We start from the raw sequence: 19,279 nt of genomic DNA on the forward strand, positions 1-19,279 counted from the left end.
GCTGGGAGCATCGTGAAACCTCTTGATCCTCGACTGCTGCGCTACGCGAGTGCTTCGCGTTCGTTCCTCGTTATTGGGGCCGTACTCGGGCTCGTGCAGACCGCCGCCATGATCGGGTTTGCCTGGTGCATTGCGGTGGTGGTAACTCGGGCGATCGCCGGGTATCGGTTGCCCGAGCTGCTCTCGGTGTTGGCAGTAGCGCTCGGCTGTGTTGCGGTGCGGGCGCTCGCCCAGTGGGGTACTGAGCTCGCCGGTGCTCGGGCCGCAGCCGCCGCAAAAACGCAGCTGCGCGGCCAGGTGATGAGCGCAATCACGCAGCATCCGCGCATCCTCAGCGGGCGCTCGAGTGCAGAAATCACCACGCTCACCACGCACGGCCTTGACGCGCTCGACCCATATTTCGGGAAATTTTTGCCGCAGCTGCTGCTCACCATGATCGCCACCCCGCTATTGATTGTCGTGACCTGGTTTCACGACCCGGTTTCGGCGATCACCGAGGTGCTGACACTGCCGGTGATCCCCGTGTTCATGATCCTGATTGGGCTCGTCACCACCCGCGTGCAGCGCCGCCAGCTCGACTCGCTCACGGGACTCGCGAACGCCTTTCTCGAACTGGTTGAGGGGCTTTCGACGCTCAAAATCTTTGGTCGAGCCAATCGGCAGCGCGAGCGGCTGCAACACATCACCGACGATTACCGCCAAGACACCCTCAAAGTGCTGCGAGTGTCGTTTTTGTCGGGATTTGCGCTCGAACTTTTTGCCTCACTATCGGTGGCGCTGGTCGCGGTGCAGATCGGTATTCGGCTCATCGACGACGAAATGCCGCTGCTGGTGGGACTGTTCGCGCTCATCCTCGCCCCCGAAGTTTTTGCGCCGCTACGCCAGGTGGGCGCGCAATTTCACAATGCATCCGAGGGAGTGGCAGCCGCCCAGCAGGTGTTTGCGCTGCTCGAAGCGGGAGCCCAAGACCAAATCGATACGCGCGCTGTCGCTGCGCCAGCAGGCGCGGGGGATGCGTCAGGGCTGCAGCTGCGCAATGTGCACGTTGCCTACGGCGAGCACACGGTGTTGCGCGACTTTAGCGCGAGCTTCAAGCGCGGCGAAATAACCGCGCTCAGCGGCGAATCGGGCGCCGGTAAATCGACCCTGTTCGGCTACATCATGGGGCAGATCGACGGTGAGGGCGAACGCCTGCTTGACGGGCAGCTACTTGGGGCCTCGGATGCCACCAGCAAGATCGCCTGGATGGGCCAGCGCGCGGGGCTGCTGCAGGGAACCGTGCGCGAAAACCTTGCGCTGGGCGAAACGGTAGCAAGTGATGACGAGCTGCGGGAGGCGCTGCGGCTGGCAGATCTCGAGTGGCTTTCGCTCGACCGGGAGCTCGGTGTGGGTGGCAGCGGGCTTTCTGGCGGGCAGGCGCAGCGACTGTCACTCGCCCGCACCATCGCCCGCGCCCGAGCTCGAAACTGTGCGGTGGTGCTCTGCGACGAACCCACCAGCGCACTCGACACCGAGCGCGAACAGACCGTCATCCGGGCTCTGCGCGCCCTAGCCGACGAGGGGCGGATCGTGGCGGTTATTAGTCATCGCCGCGCCGTAATCGATGCCGCCGACCGGGTGCTGACGCTGCAGACCCTCGCGGTGGAGGAGCGCGCATGAGCAACAAACAGTCGGCACTTTTTGACCGCATCCTCGAACTTGCACCAGATGAGCGGCGCGTCCTCGGGCTCGCAATGCCACCGCTGCGGCGGTTTTGGCCCACGCTCACCTGGGGCCTGCTGTGGGCGATTTCGGTTGTCGCGCTGCTGGCAACGAGCGCCTACCTGATTACGCGCGCCTCGCTCATCATTCATATTTTGTGGCTCGGCATCGCAATTGTGGCGGTGCGCATGTTCGCGATCGGCCGCGCCGTTTTTCGCTATCTGAAGCAGCTGTTTGGACACGATGCTTCGCTGCGGCAGCTCGCGGCGATTCGGGTTGGGCTCTACGAGCGGCTTTTGCCGCTGGCTCCGGCGGGGCTCGGGCGAACCCGCCGCGGCGATCTGCTCACGCGGCTGGTTGACGATGTTGACGAGCTGCAGTTTTTGCCGATGCGGGTGGCCGAGCCCATCGTCACCTCGGTGCTGGTTTCGGTATTGGCGGTGATCGGGGTATCGCTCGTGTCGCTGCCGGCTGGACTGACGCTGCTGGTGTGCCTGGTGGTGTCATTTGTGGTGGCCACATCGGCACAGCTGGCCATCTCGGGCCGCCAAGACCGTGAAATTGCGCCGCTTCGCGCCCGCCTGGGTGATCTGGTGCACGACACCATCGCCAACCACGAGGTGCTGCGCACCTACGGCGCACTCGAACCGCAGCTGGCGCGGATGCGCGCGGCCGATGAACACCTGCGCCGGGCCCTGCAGCGCTCGGCCGCAGGGTCGGGCCTCGTTGCCGGTGCCATGACCCTGTTTTCGGGCGTGGCCGTTGTGGGGGCGCTTTTTTGGGGCGTCAATCCGGTGGTCGAGGGAACGCTCATCCCCGAACTTTTGACACTGATCGCGCTGGTACCGATGGCGCTATTTGAGGTCTTTGCGCAGGTGCCGCAGGCGGTTGCTGCCTGGCGCAAGGTGCGCGTGGCGGCGCAGCGCATCGCCGAGGTGGCGCCGGACACGATCCCCGCCGAAATTCCGCAGCCGGGTGGTGGCGGTGCATCCCTACCGGCGGGGCCGCTGCCGATTTCGCTGCGCGGGGTCGCGGGTCGCTGGCCTGGTGCGGCGGATTCGGCTTTTGCCGCCCTCGATGTTGAGATTCCGGCCGGGGCGAGGATGCTCGTGTCGGGTGATTCGGGTGCCGGTAAAACCACGCTCGCCAACCTGCTCGTGCGGTTTATTGATTACACCGGCAGCTACCGCATTGCCGGGGTAGAAGCTCGTGAGATTGACGTCGACGAGCTGCGCCGAGGGGTCGGGCTTATCGAACAGCAGGCGCATATTTTTAACGAGTCGATCCGCCAAAACCTGCTGTTTGCGCGTGACGACGCTACCGATGTCGAGCTCGAAGCGGTGCTTGAGCGCGTGGGGCTGGGCGAGTGGATGCGCGCGCGTGGTGGGTTGGATGCGCCGGTTGGCGAGCGTGGCTCGCTCGTGTCGGGTGGCCAGGCACAGCGCATCGCGCTCGCGCGCGGGCTGCTGGCTGATTTTCGGGTGCTCGTGCTTGACGAACCCACCGCCAATGTTGATCCGGGCCGGGCCGATCAGCTCATGGCCGACCTCGTTGCAGCAGCGGGAGACGACCAGACCCTGATCATCATTAGTCACACCCCGATCGACGAGACGCTCATCACCCAGCGCCTGCGGTTGGGGTAGTGGCGCTCGCGGGTGACGTACCCGCATCCCGCCAGCCCGCTGCGCCGCTACGATAGGGAGGTTGGCAGACAACCCATCACGAAAGAAGTGAACGCAGTGACCGCTGAGCGTGACGACGACCGCAACAGCTACGACTTCCGGCACCTCGAAGCCAAGTGGCTTCCGGTGTGGGAAGAACTGCAGCCGTTCGCCGCGAATGACGACGGCGATGACCGGCCGCGCAAATACGTGCTCGACATGTTCCCCTACCCATCGGGCGATCTGCACATGGGGCACGCCGAACAGTACGCGCTCGGCGACGCGGTGGCACGCTACTGGCGCCACCGTGACTGCAACGTGCTGCACCCCATCGGCTGGGACTCATTCGGTCTGCCGGCCGAAAACGCGGCCATCAAACGCGGCGGTGAACCTCGCGATTGGACCTACGGCAACATCGCCCAGCAGCGTGACTCGATGCGCCGTTACGCGGCCAGTTTCGACTGGAACCGCGTGATCCACACTTCCGACCCCGAGTATTACCGCTGGAACCAGTGGCTGTTCCAGCAGATGTACCGCAAGGGCCTGGCCTACCGTAAAGAATCGCTCGTGAACTGGGACCCGGTTGACCAGACTGTGCTCGCCAACGAGCAGGTGCTTGCCGACGGTACTTCGGAACGTTCGGGCGCAATCGTGGTGAAAAAGAAACTCACCCAGTGGTTCCTGCGCATCACCGACTACGCCGACCGGCTGCTCGACGACCTCGACAAGCTCGAAGGGCACTGGCCCGCGAAAGTGCTCACCATGCAGCGCAATTGGATCGGCCGCTCGCACGGCGCCGACGTCGACTTCGTGATCGAAGGCCGCGATGAGCCTGTGACCGTGTTCACCACCCGCCCCGACACGCTCTATGGCGCCACCTTCATGGTGGTCGCCCCCGATAGCGAACTGGCTGCCGAACTTGCCGCCGGTGCCTCGCCCGAAGTGCAGGCACGGTTCGAGGCCTACCTTGATGAAACCCAGAAGCTTGGCGCAATCGACCGGCAGAGCACCGAGCGACCCAAAACCGGGATTTTTCTGGAGCGTTACGGCATCAACCCGCTGAATGGCGAACGGCTGCCGATCTGGACCAGTGACTATGTGCTCGCCGACTATGGCCACGGCGCGATCATGGCGGTGCCGGCGCACGACGACCGCGACTTGGCGTTCGCGCGTGCTTTTGATCTGCCGGTGCGGGTGGTCGTCGACATCACCCAGGGCGAGGATGCACCGAAGGATGCAGACGGCAACGCACTTTCGTTTGTCGAGGTTGATCCGGCGGTCACCGGTGTCGCCACCACCGGCGACGGTGTGCTCGTCAACTCGGGCCCGCTGAACGGTCTGCACAAGACCGAGGCGATCGCCAAGGCAATCGAGGTGCTCGGCGAACGGGGCACCGGCCGTGCCGCCAAAAATTTCCGCCTGCGCGACTGGCTGATTTCGCGGCAGCGCTACTGGGGCACCCCCATCCCGGTGATGTATGACGAAGACGGCAACGAACTGCTCGTCCCTGAAGACCAGCTGCCGGTGCTGCTGCCCGATGGCGAAGGACTCGACCTGAAGCCCAAGGGCACCTCGCCACTGGGTGCCGCAACCGAGTGGAAGACCACGCAAACCCCCGACGGTAAACCGGCCGTGCGCGACACCGACACGATGGACACCTTTGTTGACTCGTCGTGGTACTTCCTGCGCTTCCTCTCGCCGAACGACAACACGCAGGCATTCGATCCCGCAGCCGCCAAACGTTGGGCTCCGATCGACCAGTACATCGGCGGTATTGAGCACGCGATTTTGCACCTGCTGTATGCCCGGTTCATCACCAAGGTGCTGTTCGATCTGGGCTATGTCGACTTTGATGAACCGTTCTCGGCGCTGATGAACCAGGGCATGGTCATCTATGACGGCTCGAAGATGTCGAAGTCGAAGGGCAACACGGTGCTGTTGAGCGATGAGCTGGCAGCGCACGGTGTGGATGCGGTGCGCACCACGATGCTGTTTGCCTCGCCTCCCGAAGAGGACGTCGACTGGAAGGATGTTTCGGTTGCCGGTTCGGGCAAGTTCCTTGCGCGCGCCTGGCGGGTGGCACAGGATGTGGCCAGCGAACCCGGCTGCAATTTCGCATCCGGCGACCGCGATCTCCGCCGCGCGGTGGCGCGTTTTTGGGATGAAGTGCCGAAGCTTGCCGAGACGTTTAAGTTCAATGTGGTGATTGCCCGCATCATGGAGCTCACCAACACGGCCCGCAAGGCGATCGACTCGGGCCCCGGTGCCGCCGACCCTGCCGTTCGCGAAGCTGCCGAAGCAATCGCCATGGTGCTCGACATGTTCGCGCCCTACACGGCAGAAGATATGTGGGAGGCACTCGGCCACGAGCCGTCGGTTGCCAAGGCGATCTGGCCCGAGGCCGACCCCGAGCTGCTCGTGCAAGAGTCGGTGACCGCGGTGGTGCAGGTGAACGGCAAATTGCGTGACCGGCTCGAGGTATCGCCGTCGATCAGCGACGCTGAGCTGCAGGAACTCGCGCTCGAATCAGCCGGCGCCAAGCGGGTGGTTGGTGATCAGGAGATCCGTAAGGTGATCGTGAAGGCACCGAAGTTTGTGAACATCGTCGTCTAAATACGACCGATGGATGTGGGGCGCAGCGGATGCTGTGCCCCACACTCGTTTTTGGCGGCACTTTTGCGCCGCCACTGAGAGCCGTGGTCGTGGTCTGCCCGGTATCACTGTGAATAGTGGCTTATCCACAGCGACCGCCAGTTGGCAATTGCCGACGAGGCAAAAACACTAGGTTCACGGCCATGAATACAGGCGATGCATCCGACGTACGCAGCACCGCAACAGAGAATGGCGACGCTACCAATAGCGAGGGTGCCGACCGCCCCGCTGCGGTCGCCGCAGTCGATTTGGATGCGCTTTTTGGGGCACCCGAGCGGCCCCGGTTGCGGGTGTCGTTTGGGGGCACCGTAGTGATTGCGCTGGTAGTGGCCGCGGTCGTGGTGCTGATGGTCGCGCTGCAGCCTCGTGCCGCCGAGGGATTGCCGACGCTTGAAACCACCGCCGCCCCGGCACCGGGCGGTGCCCCGAATAGCGGTTTCGTAGGCGCCGAGGCGCCGCGGCTGCTCATCCATGTGCTCGGCGAGGTGCAGCAGCCCGGCGTGTACGAGCTCGCCGCTGAATCTCGCGTGGTGGATGCGGTGTCGGCAGCCGGTGGGTTCACCGAGCGGGCGGATACCGGCAGCATGAATCTTGCCCGCAAACTCACCGACGGCGAACAGGTGTACGTGACCGCGGTGGGCGAGACCCGCCCGCCAAACGCTGATGCGCCGGTTGACGGAGGCCCCGGTGCCGGCAGCGGGGCGGGTGGTGGCTCTGGCAGTGGCGGCCTGGTGAACCTCAACACCGCAACGGCGCCCGAACTTGAGACGCTCCCGCGCATCGGGCCGGCAATGGCGCAACGCATCCTCGACTATCGCACCGCCAACGGGCCTTTCACCTCGGTTGATGAGCTCACCGATGTTCCCGGTATCGGTGAGGCCACGCTCGAGGGGCTGCGCGAGCTGGTCACCGTATGAGCGAGCGCTCGGAACCTGCCGCTTCGGCGCCGGGCGGCCCCGATCTGCGGCTGCTTCCCCCGGCCGTGACCGCCTGGATCGCCGCAGCGGTGGCGGTCACCGACCCGCAGCTGGCGACCGCGCTGGGTTTTGGCAGCGCGCTACTTGCCGCCGTTGCGATCGGCGCTGGTGTGAGGCGGCCACAGTGGCGGGCGCTGAGTGCAATGCTCGTGATCGCACTCAGCGCCGCGGCACTCGTGTGTACCTCTGCAGCCATACGCGGGGCCGACCGGCTTCCAGACGCGGTTCGAGAAACAGCCACCGCGAGCAAATCGGCGCAGATCACGGCCACGGTCACCGCGCTGCCTCGAGCCAGCGGCGCATCCGTTCGGCTTCGAGCGCAATTGGTGACACTCAATGACGAGGCGGTGGATGCGCCGGTGCTGCTTTTCATACCCACCGGCGATGACGAACCACCGCCGATTGGTGCGCTCATTTCGCTTCGCGGCAACCTGCAGCTTGTCGACCCCGGCGACCGCGTTGTCGCGCTGGTGTTCGCGCGCGAACCGGCCGATGTGGTCGCCCGGCCGCATCCGCTGCTGGAAGCTGGCGATCTGCTGCGCAGTCAGTTCTTGGCCTCCGCACAGCCGCTGCCGGGACCCGGCAATATGCTCGTGCCCGGCCTCGCGGTGGGGGATGAGCGGCTCGTGAACGATGCGCTCGATGACGATATGCGGGTGGCATCCCTCAGCCATCTCACCGCGGTAAGCGGCTCAAATATCGCGCTCATTGTGGCTGGGATGCTCGTCCTTGGCCGGTTGGCGGCGTGGCCGCGAACGGTTCGGATCGGCGTGGCCGCACTGGCACTGGCCCTATTTGTGCTGCTCGTCACCCCTCAGGGTTCGGTTATTCGTGCCGCCGCAATGGGCCTAATCGTGCTCGCGGTTGACGCCGCGTCCCGACCGGTGAGCGGCGTGCCGGTGCTCGCGCTGGCGATCATTGTGCTGCTGGCTGCCGATCCGTGGCTGGCACGCGACTACGGTTTTGCGCTGTCGAGCGCAGCTACGGCCGGGCTGTTGCTCGGCACCCGACCCGCACAGCGGCTGCTCGAACGATGGCTACCACCGTCAATTGCGCTGTTGATAGCGGTGCCGCTCGTGGCGCAATTAGCCTGCCAGCCCATCCTGTTGCTGCTGGATCCCCAGGTGCAAACCTACGGGGTGCTGGCGAATCTGCTCGCAGCCCCTGCTGCGCCGCTTGCCACTGTTGCCGGACTGCTGGGGTGTCTGATCGGCGTGATCGTGCCGCCACTGGGGACGGTGCTCATGTGGGTGGCGTGGCTGCCGGCGCAGTGGATCGGGCTTGTAGCGCAGGCGGTGGCCCGGTTTCCGCTGGCAACTGTGCCCTGGCTGCCCGGAGCAGCAGGGGCACTGCTGTTCGCGCTGCTGATAGCGGCGGTGGCGATCGTCGTGTGCAAACCGGCGGGAGGTAAACGCGCGCGGATGCTGCGGCAGCTGGTCGCATTCGGGCTGAGTGCGGCCGTCGTGATCGCCGCCGCCAGTGTGGCGTTTGGTGCTGCTGTGCTGCGACGCGATCTGCCGCAAGATTGGCGGGTTGCGGTGTGCGATGTGGGGCAGGGGGATGCGCTGCTCTTGCAATCGGGCGGCAGACACATCCTGATCGACACCGGCGAAGATATTGAGCTGCTTGCATCCTGTTTGGAGAGATTCGCGGTGACCGAAATCGACCTGCTCATCGTGAGCCATTTTGACCGCGACCATGTCGGTGCGCTGCGTGAGCTCACGGCGCCAGTGCGTGAAGCCTGGGTGCCCGATACCGAGCAGGCACGCGTCGAGCCCGACACCGCCCTGCTGCACTCGCGGGGCGTGATCGTGCGGTTTGCGGCAGCTGGGGACCAGCAGCGCCGCGGCGAATTCGACCTGCAGGTGCTATCTCCCAAGCGGCGCGGTGCGGCACCGTCGCGCACAAAAGATAATGACGGCAGCCTCGTGGTGCTCGCGAGCCCCAACGAATCGTGCCGGCAGGCCTGCTATTCGGTGCTGCTGCTCGGGGATGTGGGAGAGGTGAGGCAGCGGGCGATCGCAAAACAGTGGCCATCACTGCGGGCCGACCTGCTGAAGGTGTCGCATCACGGCTCGGCCGACCAATCGGCTGAACTCACCTCGCAGGTGCGTGCCCGGTTGGCGCTGATTTCGGTGGGTGCCGATAATTCGTACGGGCACCCAACGAGTGAGGCGCTCGCGGCACTCGGGGCTGCGGGCACACCGTGGCTGCGCACCGATCAGCGCGGCAGTTTTGCGGTGTATGAGCAGCATGGGCAGCTGCGGATTTGGGTCGAGCGGAAACAGGTGCCGCGCCCCTGACCGGTTGGTGCAGTTAGCGGCAGCCGCAAGCCGTGGCACGTAGAGTTGAAGCCATCACACATGTAGCGGGGAGGTGCCGGTGGCAGCACGAGCAAAGCAGGGCGGTCGAAGCAGGGCAAAAACCGCCATCGCTCAGGGCAGCTGGCGTGCGCCTGAAATCGCGCCGGTCATGCTCATTTCGGGCCCCGAAGACTTCTTCGCCAATGAAGCTGTGGCCTCGATTCGCGCCCAGCTGCGTGCCGCCGACCCGGCGCTTGAAACCTCAGAAATCGACGCCAGTTCGTATGTGCCGGGCGAACTGACCACCCTGGTGAGCCCGTCGCTATTTATGGAGCCACGACTGGTGGTGTGTCAGCGCGTGCATCAGTGCGCCGACGAGTTTTTGCAAGAGGCGCTTGACTATGTGACAAACCCGGTGGAAGGCACCGTTGTGGTGCTGCGGCACGAGTCGGGGGTGCGTGGCAAGAAACTGCTCGATCTCGTGCGCGCCAATGCCGGCTTCGTTGAGATCAATTGCGTCACTCCGAAAGCACACGAGCTTCACGAGTTTGTCACCACCGAGTTTCGAGCGCAGCAGCGACGCATCCAGCCGCAGGCCGCCGCGGCCCTGGTGGCCGCGTTCAACACCGACCTGGCTGAGCTTGCCGCCGCCTGCCGGCAATTGATGGCGGTGAGTGACGACCGCGAGATCAGCACCGAGCTGGTTGAGCGCTACTACGGCGGCCGGGTCGAGACCACCGGGTTCAAGATTGCTGACGCGACTATCGCCGGGCAGCTGGCGCAGGCGCTGAGTCTCGTGCGGGCCGGGTTCGACACCGGGCTGAACCCGGTGCCGATGGTGGCGGCGATCGCGATGAAACTGCGGCTGATGGCAAAAGTTGCCGGGCTTGCGGGCACTGATGCACAGCTCGCCTCACAGGTGGGGGCGGCGCCGTGGCAGGTTGGGCAGGCTCGCCGTGAGCTTTCGGGGTTCACCGAGGTGCAGCTCGGGCGCGCCATCATGCTCTGCGCCGAAACCGATCACATGGTGAAAGGGCTCTCGCGCGACCCCGAATTCGCGGTTGAGCGACTCGTGCGCAAAGTGGCCGCGCGAGAGCTGTAACGCTACGCCTCTTGGCGCTAGCGCCGACGCGGCTGCTGCTGCGTAATGCAGTGGATGCCGCCGCCGAAAGCGAAAATATCGCGTGCATCCACCAGCTCGATCACGCGGTCGGGATAGCAACGCTGCAGAATATCTGCCGCAACCGCATCGTGCTCATCATCAAAAGCACACAGAATCACCGCGCCATTGCACACATAGTGGTTGATATACGACCAATCGACCCAGCCGTGGTGATCACGCAGCGTCTTCGGCGCCGGCACCGGAATCACCTCGAGCCGCTCGCCGCGCACATCCACCGCGTCGCGAAGAGTTGCCTGCAGCTGCTCGCTGATCAAATGATCGGGATGCGCCCGGTCGCGCTGATCATGCACGAGCACCCGACCCTCACCAGCGAAGCACGCGATGATGTCGACATGACCGCGGGTGCCGAAGCTGTCATAGTCACGAGTCAGGCCGCGCTCAAACCAGATCGCCTCACTCGCACCGATAGTGCGCACGAACTCGAGTTCAACATCCGCCGCCTCGAGGTTCGGGTTACGGCCCGGGTCAAGCTGCACGGTTTTCGTGAGCAGCACCGTCCCCAGACCATCCACGTGGATACCGCCGCCCTCGTTCACGAGAGACGAATCGATCACCGGAGCCGCGGCCTGCTCGGCGATGAAGCGCCCCAGCTTCGCGTCATGCTCGTATGAGGCCCAGTCTTGTGCACCCCAGCCGTTGAACACCCAGTCGACCGCCACCAGCTCGTCTTCCGCAAACGCGAAACTTGGGCCTGCGTCGCGCAGCCAGGCGTCGTCAAGCTGATGCAGCACTATATCGATCTCGCTGCCGGCCTGTGCCCGCGCCTCATGCTCATCACCGGGATCAACGACGAGCGTGACCGGTTCATACTTGGCGATAGTGCGAGCCACATTCAGCCACGCGGTGCGGGCACGTTCGAGGTCAGCGCCACCGCGTTCACCGAAGGTGTCGTTTGGGGGAGGGAAAGCCATCCAGGTGCGCTCGTGCTCGTTCCACTCGGCGGGCATGATGGGCGATGCGGTCATCGACGACTCCTTTGTCGGCACAGAAGTTCCAGCGGCGGCATATGGCCGGATTTGAAGCAATCGTATCTTGCCCGGTTGGTTGCGTGGTTGTGCAGCGTGTAAAACGGCCGGAAACTCACCGGGAAACGAAAACGGGGAGCATCGCGATGATGCTCCCCGTCAGCTGCAGCGTGCTTAGGCGCTGAGCGAGTTCACGCGCTTGGCGATCGCCGACTTCTTGTTGGCGGCCTGGTTCTTGTGGATGACGCCCTTCGAGACAGCCTTGTCGAGCTTCTTCGAAGCGTGGGCCAGAGCGGTCTGGGCGGCCTCGAGGTTGCCGGCTGCAACGGCCTCGTTCACGCGACGAATTGCGGTGCGCAGCTCCGACTTGCGGGCCTTGTTGCGTTCGGTTGCCTTGCGGTTGGTCTTAATGCGCTTGATCTGCGACTTAATGTTTGCCACGTTGAGTCTTTCCTCGTACGAAATAGATGATTTTCGGTTCGCACCTTGCGGTAGAGGGGCCGCGCGGCGCATCGCGTCGAGTGGGGTACGCGTAAGCCAAGCATCCATCCTACCAGGATGTGCGGCCGAAATAAGCTCCGAGTCGAAAGTCGACCGGAACGGATGCGGGCCCGTATCCGAGGTAGATAACGGGCCCGCATCGAGAAGGGGGAGCGGTCAGTTGCCGCTAGGCGTCGGCTGTTTCGTCAGCCTCAGCGTTTTTGGCGCGGGCACGTTCAGCCTTGGCGGCTTCGCGTTCGGCTTTGGCGGCTGCAGCCTGTTCGGCCTTAACCTCGGCGACGAATTGGGCGTGCGCCTCACCGGGCATCCAGCCCTTGTTGACCACCTTGACCTGCCAGAGGATGGCGAGGGTAAGGATGACCGCACCGATCACGAGCGTGATGATCGCGGTGGCCACAGCCGAACCGCTGAGCACACCGGCACCGATGAGCGAACCGAACCAGCCGAAGTCGGCATCACCGTAGGTTGAACCGGCAAGCGCCTGCTGGTTGAACATCGATGCGACCCCGTTCATCACCGCGTAGAGCAGCGCCGGCAGAATCGTGATGATTACACCGTTGACAAACCCACCCAGCACGGCGCCGCGGCGACCACCGGTGGCGTTGCCGTAGACGCCGGCACCACCACCGCAGAAGAAGTGCGGAACCATGCCAGGCAGGATGAGCGCGAAGCCGAATGCGGGCCCAAGCCAGGTGGCCAGCAGCACCAGCATCACCAGACCGCCCACGAACGACGAAATGAAACCGATAAGCACGGCGTTCTGACCATAGGGGAACACGATCGGGATGTCGAGGGCCGCCTTGGCGCCCGGAACCACCTTCTTGGCGATGCCCTGGAAAGCAGGGATGAGCTCGCCCAGGAAGGTGCGCACACCGTAGAGGATCACCGAGACCCCAACACCGAACTTGAGACCATTCATGATCGCGGCCATCACGAACCCGCCGCCGTCGGTGGCGTCGAGAATCGCGTAGGTTTCTGGGCCGATTGCGATGAGGCCCCACACGGCAAACACCACGTAGATGAGCACCATCGACAGGGCGGTGGCGACCATCGAGTCGCGCAAGAACGACAGCCCCTGCGGGAACTTAATGTCTTCAGTCGAGCGTGAGTTGCGGCCCACGGCCTGGCCCACGGCACCAGCGGCAATGTAGCCGAGCGACGAGAAATGGCCGATTGCCACGGTGTCGTTACCGGTGACTCGTTTAGTCCATGGATGCGCGAACGCCGGCATTGCGGTCATCATAATTGCCAGCAGCACGGCGCCGATCAGCACGGCAATCCAGGCTCCGCTGGCACCGAACGACAGCGACAGCAGCACCGACAGCAGCATGGCCATGAACACCATGTGGTGACCGGTGAGGAACACGTAGTTCAGCGGGGTGAAGCGGGCGATCAGTAGCATCAGCAAAAAGCCGAGCGCCAGAATGTAGGCGCTATTGGCGCCGAAATCTTTCGCGGCCATTGCCGTGACGACCTCATTGGTGGGAATAACGCCTTCGGCTCCGGTTACGCCCAATACGAGCTTGCCGAGCGGCTCAAGCGAGTCGACCACAACGCCGGCACCGGCATCGAGGATCAAGAAGCCGAGCGTTGCTTTGAGGGCGCCACCGATCACCTGTCCGGCGCTTTTGCGAAGTGCGATCAGACCGACCGCCACGATAATGCCGACGAGGTAGGCCGGCACGTTGAATATTTGCTGTCCGATGAAGTTGAGCACTTCAACGAGCCCATTCATGGCTGCATTCCTTTCCGGTAGTCCGAGCGTTCGGCTCGGTACAGCTGAGCCGGCTTGCCGTCACCGGCGGAGTCGGTCGCGGGCTGCGCGGCCGGGTGGCAATTAGAGGTCGAGCGCTGCCGCGAGCTTTTCGCGCACTTCGTCTTGGTCAACGAAGTTGTTGACGACGGCGATGGGGGTGTCGATATCACCGAGCTGCGGTGCGAGTTCGGCGCTGGTCATCACCAGGTCGGCACTGGCAGCGGCGCCGCGTGCTGATGAAATATCCGAGGCTTCAACATCTGCGGTTTCGCCGAGCGCTTCGAGCGCCTGGTCGATGTTCATTTTGAGCAGCACCGAGGTGCCGATGCCCATGCCGCACACTGCGATGATTTTCATAGTGGGTCCTTTCTTATGGCGCTGATTAGCCGAGCAGCGCTGAACGAATTTGTTCGGGGTCGTTGGATGCGCGCAGTCGTGCGAGCGTGTCGGGATTGGCGAGCACGCCCGCGAGCTTTGCCATCACCTGCAGGTGTTCGTCGTGGTCGAGGGCGGCAAGGCCCACTACCAGGTCGACCGGGTCGTTTGTTTCGCTGCCGAACTCAACCGGTTCGGCAAGGCTCACCCAGCTGAGCCCGGTGCGACGCACCTGCTCTGAGGGGCGCGCGTGTGCGAGCGCGAAGCCCGGCGCGATAACGATGTAGGGGCCGAGATCTTCGACGGCCTTAATCATGGCGTCGGTGTAGGCGTCGGTGGCGATGTCACCGGCGACAAGCGCATCACCTGCGGCCTGAATGGCAGCGCGCCAGTCGACTGCTGGCACGGCAAATCGGATTGCTGTGGATGGAAGTAGATCGGCAGACATCAAACCTCCTGGAACACTTGGTGAGAAGCGGTCAGCCACTAGCAATTCTAGGCGCTCCGCCAAGCCTGGGGTAGTCAAACGCCTAGAGAATTACGACCGGCCCGCAATTTTTTGTAGAAAGGCTTGCATTTGCAAAGTTAATTCCGTTGGTTTTGCTGCTCAGGCCAAGCTGCAGTGTGCGACGCGATAGCGCGTGTGGAGGTTCCGATCAGAAGCATGGGAGAATGGCCGGTACCATGCCGAACACTCCTAAGATCTTGCAGCCGCTGGCCACGCCACCCGACCGCATCCGAAATTTTTGCATCATTGCCCACATCGATCACGGCAAGTCGACCCTTGCCGACCGCATGCTGCAGCTGACCGGATCGGTTGAAGATCGCGTGATGCGCGCCCAGTACCTCGACAAGATGGAACTCGAGCGCGAACGCGGCATCACGATTAAGTCGCAGGCCGTGCGCATGCCGTGGCACGTGTCGGGAGATGACTACATCCTCAACATGATCGACACCCCCGGTCACGTTGACTTCAGCTACGAGGTGTCGCGCTCGCTCGCAGCCTGCGAGGGCGCGGTGCTGCTCGTGGATGCTGCCCAGGGAATCGAGGCGCAGACGCTCGCGAACCTCTATCTGGCGCTCGAAAATGACCTTGAAGTCATCCCGGTGCTCAACAAAATCGACCTGCCCGCGGCCGACCCCGAGCGCTATGCCGAAGAGATCGCCAACCTGCTCGGCGGTGAGCCCGACGATGTGCTGCGGGTGAGCGGCAAGACCGGGATGGGCGTGGATGTGCTGCTCGACCGCATCGTCGACCGCATCCCGGCACCCGATGGTGACCCCGATGGCGACCCGCGCGCGCTGATTTTTGACTCGGTTTACGACTCGTACCGGGGCGTTGTGACCTATGTGCGGATGGTTGACGGGCACCTCACCGATCGCGCAAAAATTCGGATGATGTCAACCGGCGGCACGCACGAGCTGCTCGACATCGGTGTTTCTTCTCCCGAGCCAACTCCGGCCAAAGGCCTCGGCACCGGTGAAGTGGGCTTCCTCATCACCGGTGTGAAAGATGTGCGCCAGTCGAAGGTGGGCGACACGGTCACTTCGGCCGCACAGCCTGCTGACGAAGCGTTGCCCGGTTATGTCGAACCCAAACCGATGGTGTTTTCGGGGCTCTACCCGATTGACGCCGGCGACTATCCCGAACTGCGTGAGGCGCTCGACAAACTCAAACTTGAGGATGCGGCGCTCAATTACGAACCCGAAACTTCGGTTGCGCTCGGCTTCGGTTTCCGCGTGGGCTTTTTGGGCCTGCTGCACCTCGAAATCATTACCGAGCGGCTCTCGCGCGAGTTTGATCTCGACATCATCACCACGGCGCCATCGGTGACCTACGACGTCATCACCGAAGACAAAGAAGAGCACCACGTCACCAACCCGTCGGAGTTCCCCGAGGGCAAGATTCTTGAGGTGCGTGAACCGGTGGTGCGCGCATCCATTCTGATGCCGAAGGACTACGTCGGTAAGGTCATGGAACTGTGCGAGTCGCGCCGCGGGTCGCTGGTTTCGATGGACTACCTCTCGGAAGAGCGGGTTGAGCTGCGCTACACGCTGCCGCTGGGCGAGATCGTGTTCGACTTTTTCGACCAGCTGAAATCGCGCACCCAGGGCTATGCCTCGTTTGACTACGAGCCGGTTGGCGATCAGGCTGCCGACCTAGTGAAGGTCGACATTTTGCTGCAGGGCGATCGGGTGGATGCATTCAGCGCGATCGTGCACCGCGACAAGGCCTATAGCTACGGCACCATGATGGCCGAGCGGCTGCGGAAGCTTATTCCTCGGCAGCAGTTCGAGGTGCCGATTCAGGCGGCGATTGGTGCGCGCATCATTGCCCGCGAAAATATTCGCGCGATCCGTAAGGATGTGCTCGCCAAGTGCTACGGCGGTGACATTTCGCGTAAGCGCAAGCTGCTTGAAAAGCAGAAGGAAGGTAAGAAGCGGATGAAGATGGTGGGCCGCGTGGAGGTGCCACAGGAAGCCTTCATCGCCGCGCTATCTGGCGACGTGGAGAGCAAGCAAAAGTAGCCTTTGCGTTCCCTGCTGGTACGTGTAAGCGCTGCTGAGGCGCAAGCGTAGAGGGGCACATCGCCGAAGCGGTGTGCCCCTCGCTGCGTTAGATCGCTAGTTGTACTTGTAGAACCCCTCACCGGTTTCCCGGCCGAGCTTGCCCTTGTCGATGTACTCCTCTTTGAGGAGCTTGGCAAATGCCTGCGCTGCCGGGGCGGGGTTGGCCGACGTGATGTTGTAGGCGGTGTTGAGCCCGACCACGTCGAAAATTTGGAACGGTCCGAGCGGAGCGCCGGTCGCGATACGCCAGGTTTTGTCGATGGTCTCGGCATCGGCGACGCCGCCAACGAGCAGGCCCGCACCAGCGTTCAGGAACGGCACCAGCAGCGAGTTCAGCACGTATCCTGGCTGCTCTTTCAGCACCTTGATGGGCACCATCTTGATCTCTTCCGCGAACTCCACGACGGTGTCATAGACAGCCGGGTCGGTCTTATCGGTGCCCATCACCTCGGCGGTGTTCAGGCGCCAAATGTGGTTGGCGAAGTGCAGGGCCAAGAACTTGTCGGGGCGGCCGGTTGCATCCATGAACGAGCTCGGCAGCAGCGTCGACGAGTTGGTTGCGAAAATCGTGTGCTCCGGCGCGACCTGCGCGAGCTTCTCGTAGGTGCTGGTCTTGATTTCCGGAACTTCAGGAACCGCTTCGATAACGAGGTCGGCATCCGCCGCGGCGTCAGCGAGATCGGTGGTGAGCTTGATTTTGTCGATGGTGGCATCAGCCTGGCCTTCGGCAGCGCCGGGATAGTTGTCGGCGCGGTAGGCCGCCGCCCATCCGGCAAATCGCTTGCGCGCTGTTGCGAGGGCCTCGTCGCTGATGTCGTAGGCGGTCACCTCGAATCCGCAGTAGGCGGTTTGGAATGCGATCTGCGATCCGAGTACACCGGTTCCGAGCACGGTAACTTTGCGGATGTTCGTCATAGCGACACTCACTTTCAACTATTGGTGATGTGCGGTGGCAATCTCCTGCCAATTTCGACGGTACTCCTGGCCTCTGGACGGTGCTTGAAAGGCCGGTTAACCGGAGACGAATTACGGCGGCACCCTCGCGTTGCCTGCGCTTGCTAGCGTGACAGCATGCGCTTCGGAATCGACTTCGGCACCACTCGAACCCTGATTGCCGCGGTTGACCGTGGCAACTATCCGATCATTGGAATCGATGACCACGACGGTGACCAGCACGAACATATCCCGAGCGTTGTGGCGCTCGACGGCGACCGCATCGTCTGCGGCTGGGAGGCGCTCAAACACGCGCAGGGGCGGCCGCTGCTGGCGCGCTCATTCAAACGCCTGCTGGCGCAGCCGCGAGTCACTTCCGAAACCCCCGTCACGATCGGCGGCACGCAGCGGCCGCTTGGCGAGGTGCTGCTGGCCTTTGCATGGTACGTCACCGACCGCATCCGCAACAGTTCGGTAATGGCCGGGCGCGATGACGAACCGATTGAAGCGATCGTGGGGGTGCCCGCCAACGCGCATAGCGCGCAGCGGCTGCTCACACTGGATGCATTTGTTCGCGCCGGCGTGAACGTGCTGGCGCTGATTAACGAACCGAGCGCCGCGGCGTTTGAATACACGCACCGGCACCCGCGCGCATTGAATTCGAAGCGCAAGAGCCTCGTGGTGTACGACCTCGGCGGGGGAACCTTTGACGCCTCGCTGGTGCGCGTCAATGGCACCGATCACGAGATTGTGCGTTCGCTCGGTGTGGGGCAGCTCGGCGGCGATGACTTTGACGAGGTGTTGGTTGATCTCGCGCTCGAACATGCGGGACGGGCAGGGGATGTGTTTGGCGACCGGGCGCGCGGGCGGCTGCTTGACGAAGCCCGCACCGCAAAAGAACGGCTCGCGCCGCAATCGCGTCGACTGGTGCTCGAACTCGATGATGACGATGTGGCGGTGCCGGTGGAGGAGTTTTATGAAGCGGCGAAACCCCTCGTGCAGCGGACGATCACCGCGATGCGGCCACTGATCGGCGAGGACGAGCGGGCAACGCTGCACGACACCGAGATCGCCGGAATCTATCTCGTGGGTGGTGCCAGTGGGCTGCCGCTCGTGCCGCGAGTGCTGCGGGAGGAGTTTGGCCGCCGCGTGCATCGATCACCGTACCCGTCTGCATCCACGGCGATTGGCCTGGCGATCGCAGCCGATCCCGATTCGGGATACCGACTGCGCGATCGGCCCTCGCGTGGCATCGGGGTGTTCCGTGAGCGTGACTCGGGGCGCGAGGTGGCGTTCGACCCGCTGGTGTTGCCAGGGGCTGAACCGGGACCGGACGGTGAGTTTGTGGCGGTGCGTCGTTATCGTGCCGCGCACAATATTGGCTGGTTCCGTTACGTCGAATATGCGGCACTGGATGCTGCTGGCGAATCGACGGGTGACCTCGCCCCGGTGGCGTCCCTCGCGGTGCCGTTCGACCCCGAGCTGCGCGACGGGCGTGACCTGAGCGGCGTTGAGATCGAACGTCGCGATAACGGCCCCGAGGTGATCGAAACCGTGCGGGTGGACGCGAACGGGATCACAAGCATCCGAATCGAGCTGCCCGAACAGGGCTATGTGGTCGAGCGCAGTGTGGGGCTGGGTTGATCGGGGACAGCCATCTGGTTTCAGGGCAACGGCTGGGTGCTCAACTAAGAGAAATGA

Annotated in this window: 14 protein-coding genes; 8 read left to right on the forward strand and 6 right to left on the reverse strand. The window is 63.5% G+C overall.

Features of this window, described 5'->3' with window-relative positions; all coding sequences use genetic code 11:
• Positions 1 to 12: 12 nt before the first annotated feature.
• The 6 genes from cydD to holA all read left to right on the forward strand — a co-directional run bounded on the left by cydD (position 13) and on the right by holA (position 10,396).
• Positions 13 to 1,659, forward strand: coding sequence for a thiol reductant ABC exporter subunit CydD (cydD, locus tag RQ865_RS05880; RefSeq protein WP_311478187.1), 1,647 nt, complete (start codon positions 13 to 15; stop codon positions 1,657 to 1,659).
• Positions 1,656 to 3,344: a thiol reductant ABC exporter subunit CydC gene (gene cydC, locus RQ865_RS05885; protein ID WP_311478188.1), complete on the forward strand. Its 1,689-nt coding sequence runs from the start codon at positions 1,656 to 1,658 to the stop codon at positions 3,342 to 3,344. Before cydD ends, cydC begins: the two co-directional genes overlap by 4 nt.
• A gap of 96 nt (positions 3,345 to 3,440) precedes the next feature.
• Positions 3,441 to 5,975, forward strand: a complete 2,535-nt coding sequence (gene leuS, locus RQ865_RS05890; RefSeq protein WP_311478250.1) for a leucine--tRNA ligase — start codon at positions 3,441 to 3,443, stop codon at positions 5,973 to 5,975.
• A 182-nt stretch (positions 5,976 to 6,157) separates the two neighbouring features.
• Entirely contained in the window at positions 6,158 to 6,931 is a 774-nt protein-coding gene (locus tag RQ865_RS05895) for a ComEA family DNA-binding protein (protein ID WP_311478189.1), read from the forward strand.
• The gene (locus RQ865_RS05900; protein WP_311478190.1) at positions 6,928 to 9,294 is read left to right on the forward strand and encodes a DNA internalization-related competence protein ComEC/Rec2; all 2,367 of its coding nucleotides are present in this window, start codon (positions 6,928 to 6,930) and stop codon (positions 9,292 to 9,294) included. Before RQ865_RS05895 ends, RQ865_RS05900 begins: the two co-directional genes overlap by 4 nt.
• A 79-nt stretch (positions 9,295 to 9,373) precedes the next feature.
• Positions 9,374 to 10,396: a DNA polymerase III subunit delta gene (gene holA, locus RQ865_RS05905; RefSeq protein ID WP_311478191.1), complete on the forward strand. Its 1,023-nt coding sequence runs from the start codon at positions 9,374 to 9,376 to the stop codon at positions 10,394 to 10,396.
• 17 nt (positions 10,397 to 10,413) lie between these two features.
• Here holA and RQ865_RS05910 read toward each other — a convergent pair whose 3' ends face one another.
• The 5 genes from RQ865_RS05910 to RQ865_RS05930 all read right to left on the reverse strand — a co-directional run bounded on the left by RQ865_RS05910 (position 10,414) and on the right by RQ865_RS05930 (position 14,522).
• Positions 10,414 to 11,442: an agmatine deiminase family protein gene (locus RQ865_RS05910; protein WP_311478192.1), complete on the reverse strand. Its 1,029-nt coding sequence runs from the start codon at positions 11,440 to 11,442 to the stop codon at positions 10,414 to 10,416.
• Positions 11,443 to 11,616: 174 nt separating this feature from the next.
• Positions 11,617 to 11,883, reverse strand: a complete 267-nt coding sequence (gene rpsT / locus RQ865_RS05915; protein WP_201517709.1) for a 30S ribosomal protein S20 — start codon at positions 11,881 to 11,883, stop codon at positions 11,617 to 11,619.
• Positions 11,884 to 12,109: 226 nt separating this feature from the next.
• Positions 12,110 to 13,678: a PTS ascorbate transporter subunit IIC gene (locus RQ865_RS05920; protein WP_311478193.1), complete on the reverse strand. Its 1,569-nt coding sequence runs from the start codon at positions 13,676 to 13,678 to the stop codon at positions 12,110 to 12,112.
• A gap of 102 nt (positions 13,679 to 13,780) precedes the next feature.
• Positions 13,781 to 14,056: a PTS sugar transporter subunit IIB gene (locus RQ865_RS05925; protein WP_201517707.1), complete on the reverse strand. Its 276-nt coding sequence runs from the start codon at positions 14,054 to 14,056 to the stop codon at positions 13,781 to 13,783.
• 25 nt (positions 14,057 to 14,081) lie between these two features.
• On the reverse strand, positions 14,082 to 14,522 hold the full coding sequence (locus RQ865_RS05930) for a PTS sugar transporter subunit IIA (protein WP_311478194.1): 441 nt from the start codon (positions 14,520 to 14,522) through the stop codon (positions 14,082 to 14,084).
• 236 nt (positions 14,523 to 14,758) lie between these two features.
• On the opposite strand from RQ865_RS05930, the gene lepA reads away from it, so the two are divergent.
• On the forward strand, positions 14,759 to 16,603 hold the full coding sequence (lepA, locus tag RQ865_RS05935) for a translation elongation factor 4 (RefSeq protein ID WP_311478195.1): 1,845 nt from the start codon (positions 14,759 to 14,761) through the stop codon (positions 16,601 to 16,603).
• A 96-nt stretch (positions 16,604 to 16,699) separates the two neighbouring features.
• Here lepA and RQ865_RS05940 read toward each other — a convergent pair whose 3' ends face one another.
• Complete coding sequence (locus RQ865_RS05940) at positions 16,700 to 17,560, reverse strand: 3-hydroxyacyl-CoA dehydrogenase (protein ID WP_311478196.1); 861 nt, start codon at positions 17,558 to 17,560, stop codon at positions 16,700 to 16,702.
• A 156-nt stretch (positions 17,561 to 17,716) separates the two neighbouring features.
• Here RQ865_RS05940 and RQ865_RS05945 point away from each other — a divergent pair, with 156 nt between their 5' ends.
• On the forward strand, positions 17,717 to 19,222 hold the full coding sequence (locus RQ865_RS05945; RefSeq protein ID WP_311478197.1) for an Hsp70 family protein: 1,506 nt from the start codon (positions 17,717 to 17,719) through the stop codon (positions 19,220 to 19,222).
• Positions 19,223 to 19,279 lie beyond the last annotated feature (57 nt).

It is taken from the genome of uncultured Gulosibacter sp., from assembly GCF_963509965.1.
In the GTDB taxonomy this organism is placed as follows: Bacteria; Actinomycetota; Actinomycetes; order Actinomycetales; family Microbacteriaceae; genus Gulosibacter.

Bases quoted from the DNA above. Each gene is read 5' to 3' on its own strand.
- cydC (WP_311478188.1), top strand. From the start codon at position 1,656: ATGAGCAACAAACAGTCGGCACTTTTTGACCGCATCCTCGAACTTGCA.
- RQ865_RS05930 (WP_311478194.1), bottom strand. From the start codon at position 14,522: ATGTCTGCCGATCTACTTCCATCCACAGCAATCCGATTTGCCGTGCCA.
- RQ865_RS05910 (WP_311478192.1), bottom strand. From the start codon at position 11,442: ATGACCGCATCGCCCATCATGCCCGCCGAGTGGAACGAGCACGAGCGC.
- RQ865_RS05900 (WP_311478190.1), top strand. From the start codon at position 6,928: ATGAGCGAGCGCTCGGAACCTGCCGCTTCGGCGCCGGGCGGCCCCGAT.
- lepA (WP_311478195.1), top strand. From the start codon at position 14,759: ATGCCGAACACTCCTAAGATCTTGCAGCCGCTGGCCACGCCACCCGAC.
- RQ865_RS05920 (WP_311478193.1), bottom strand. From the start codon at position 13,678: ATGAATGGGCTCGTTGAAGTGCTCAACTTCATCGGACAGCAAATATTC.
- RQ865_RS05940 (WP_311478196.1), bottom strand. From the start codon at position 17,560: ATGACGAACATCCGCAAAGTTACCGTGCTCGGAACCGGTGTACTCGGA.
- RQ865_RS05945 (WP_311478197.1), top strand. From the start codon at position 17,717: ATGCGCTTCGGAATCGACTTCGGCACCACTCGAACCCTGATTGCCGCG.
- RQ865_RS05925 (WP_201517707.1), bottom strand. From the start codon at position 14,056: ATGAAAATCATCGCAGTGTGCGGCATGGGCATCGGCACCTCGGTGCTG.
- RQ865_RS05895 (WP_311478189.1), top strand. From the start codon at position 6,158: ATGAATACAGGCGATGCATCCGACGTACGCAGCACCGCAACAGAGAAT.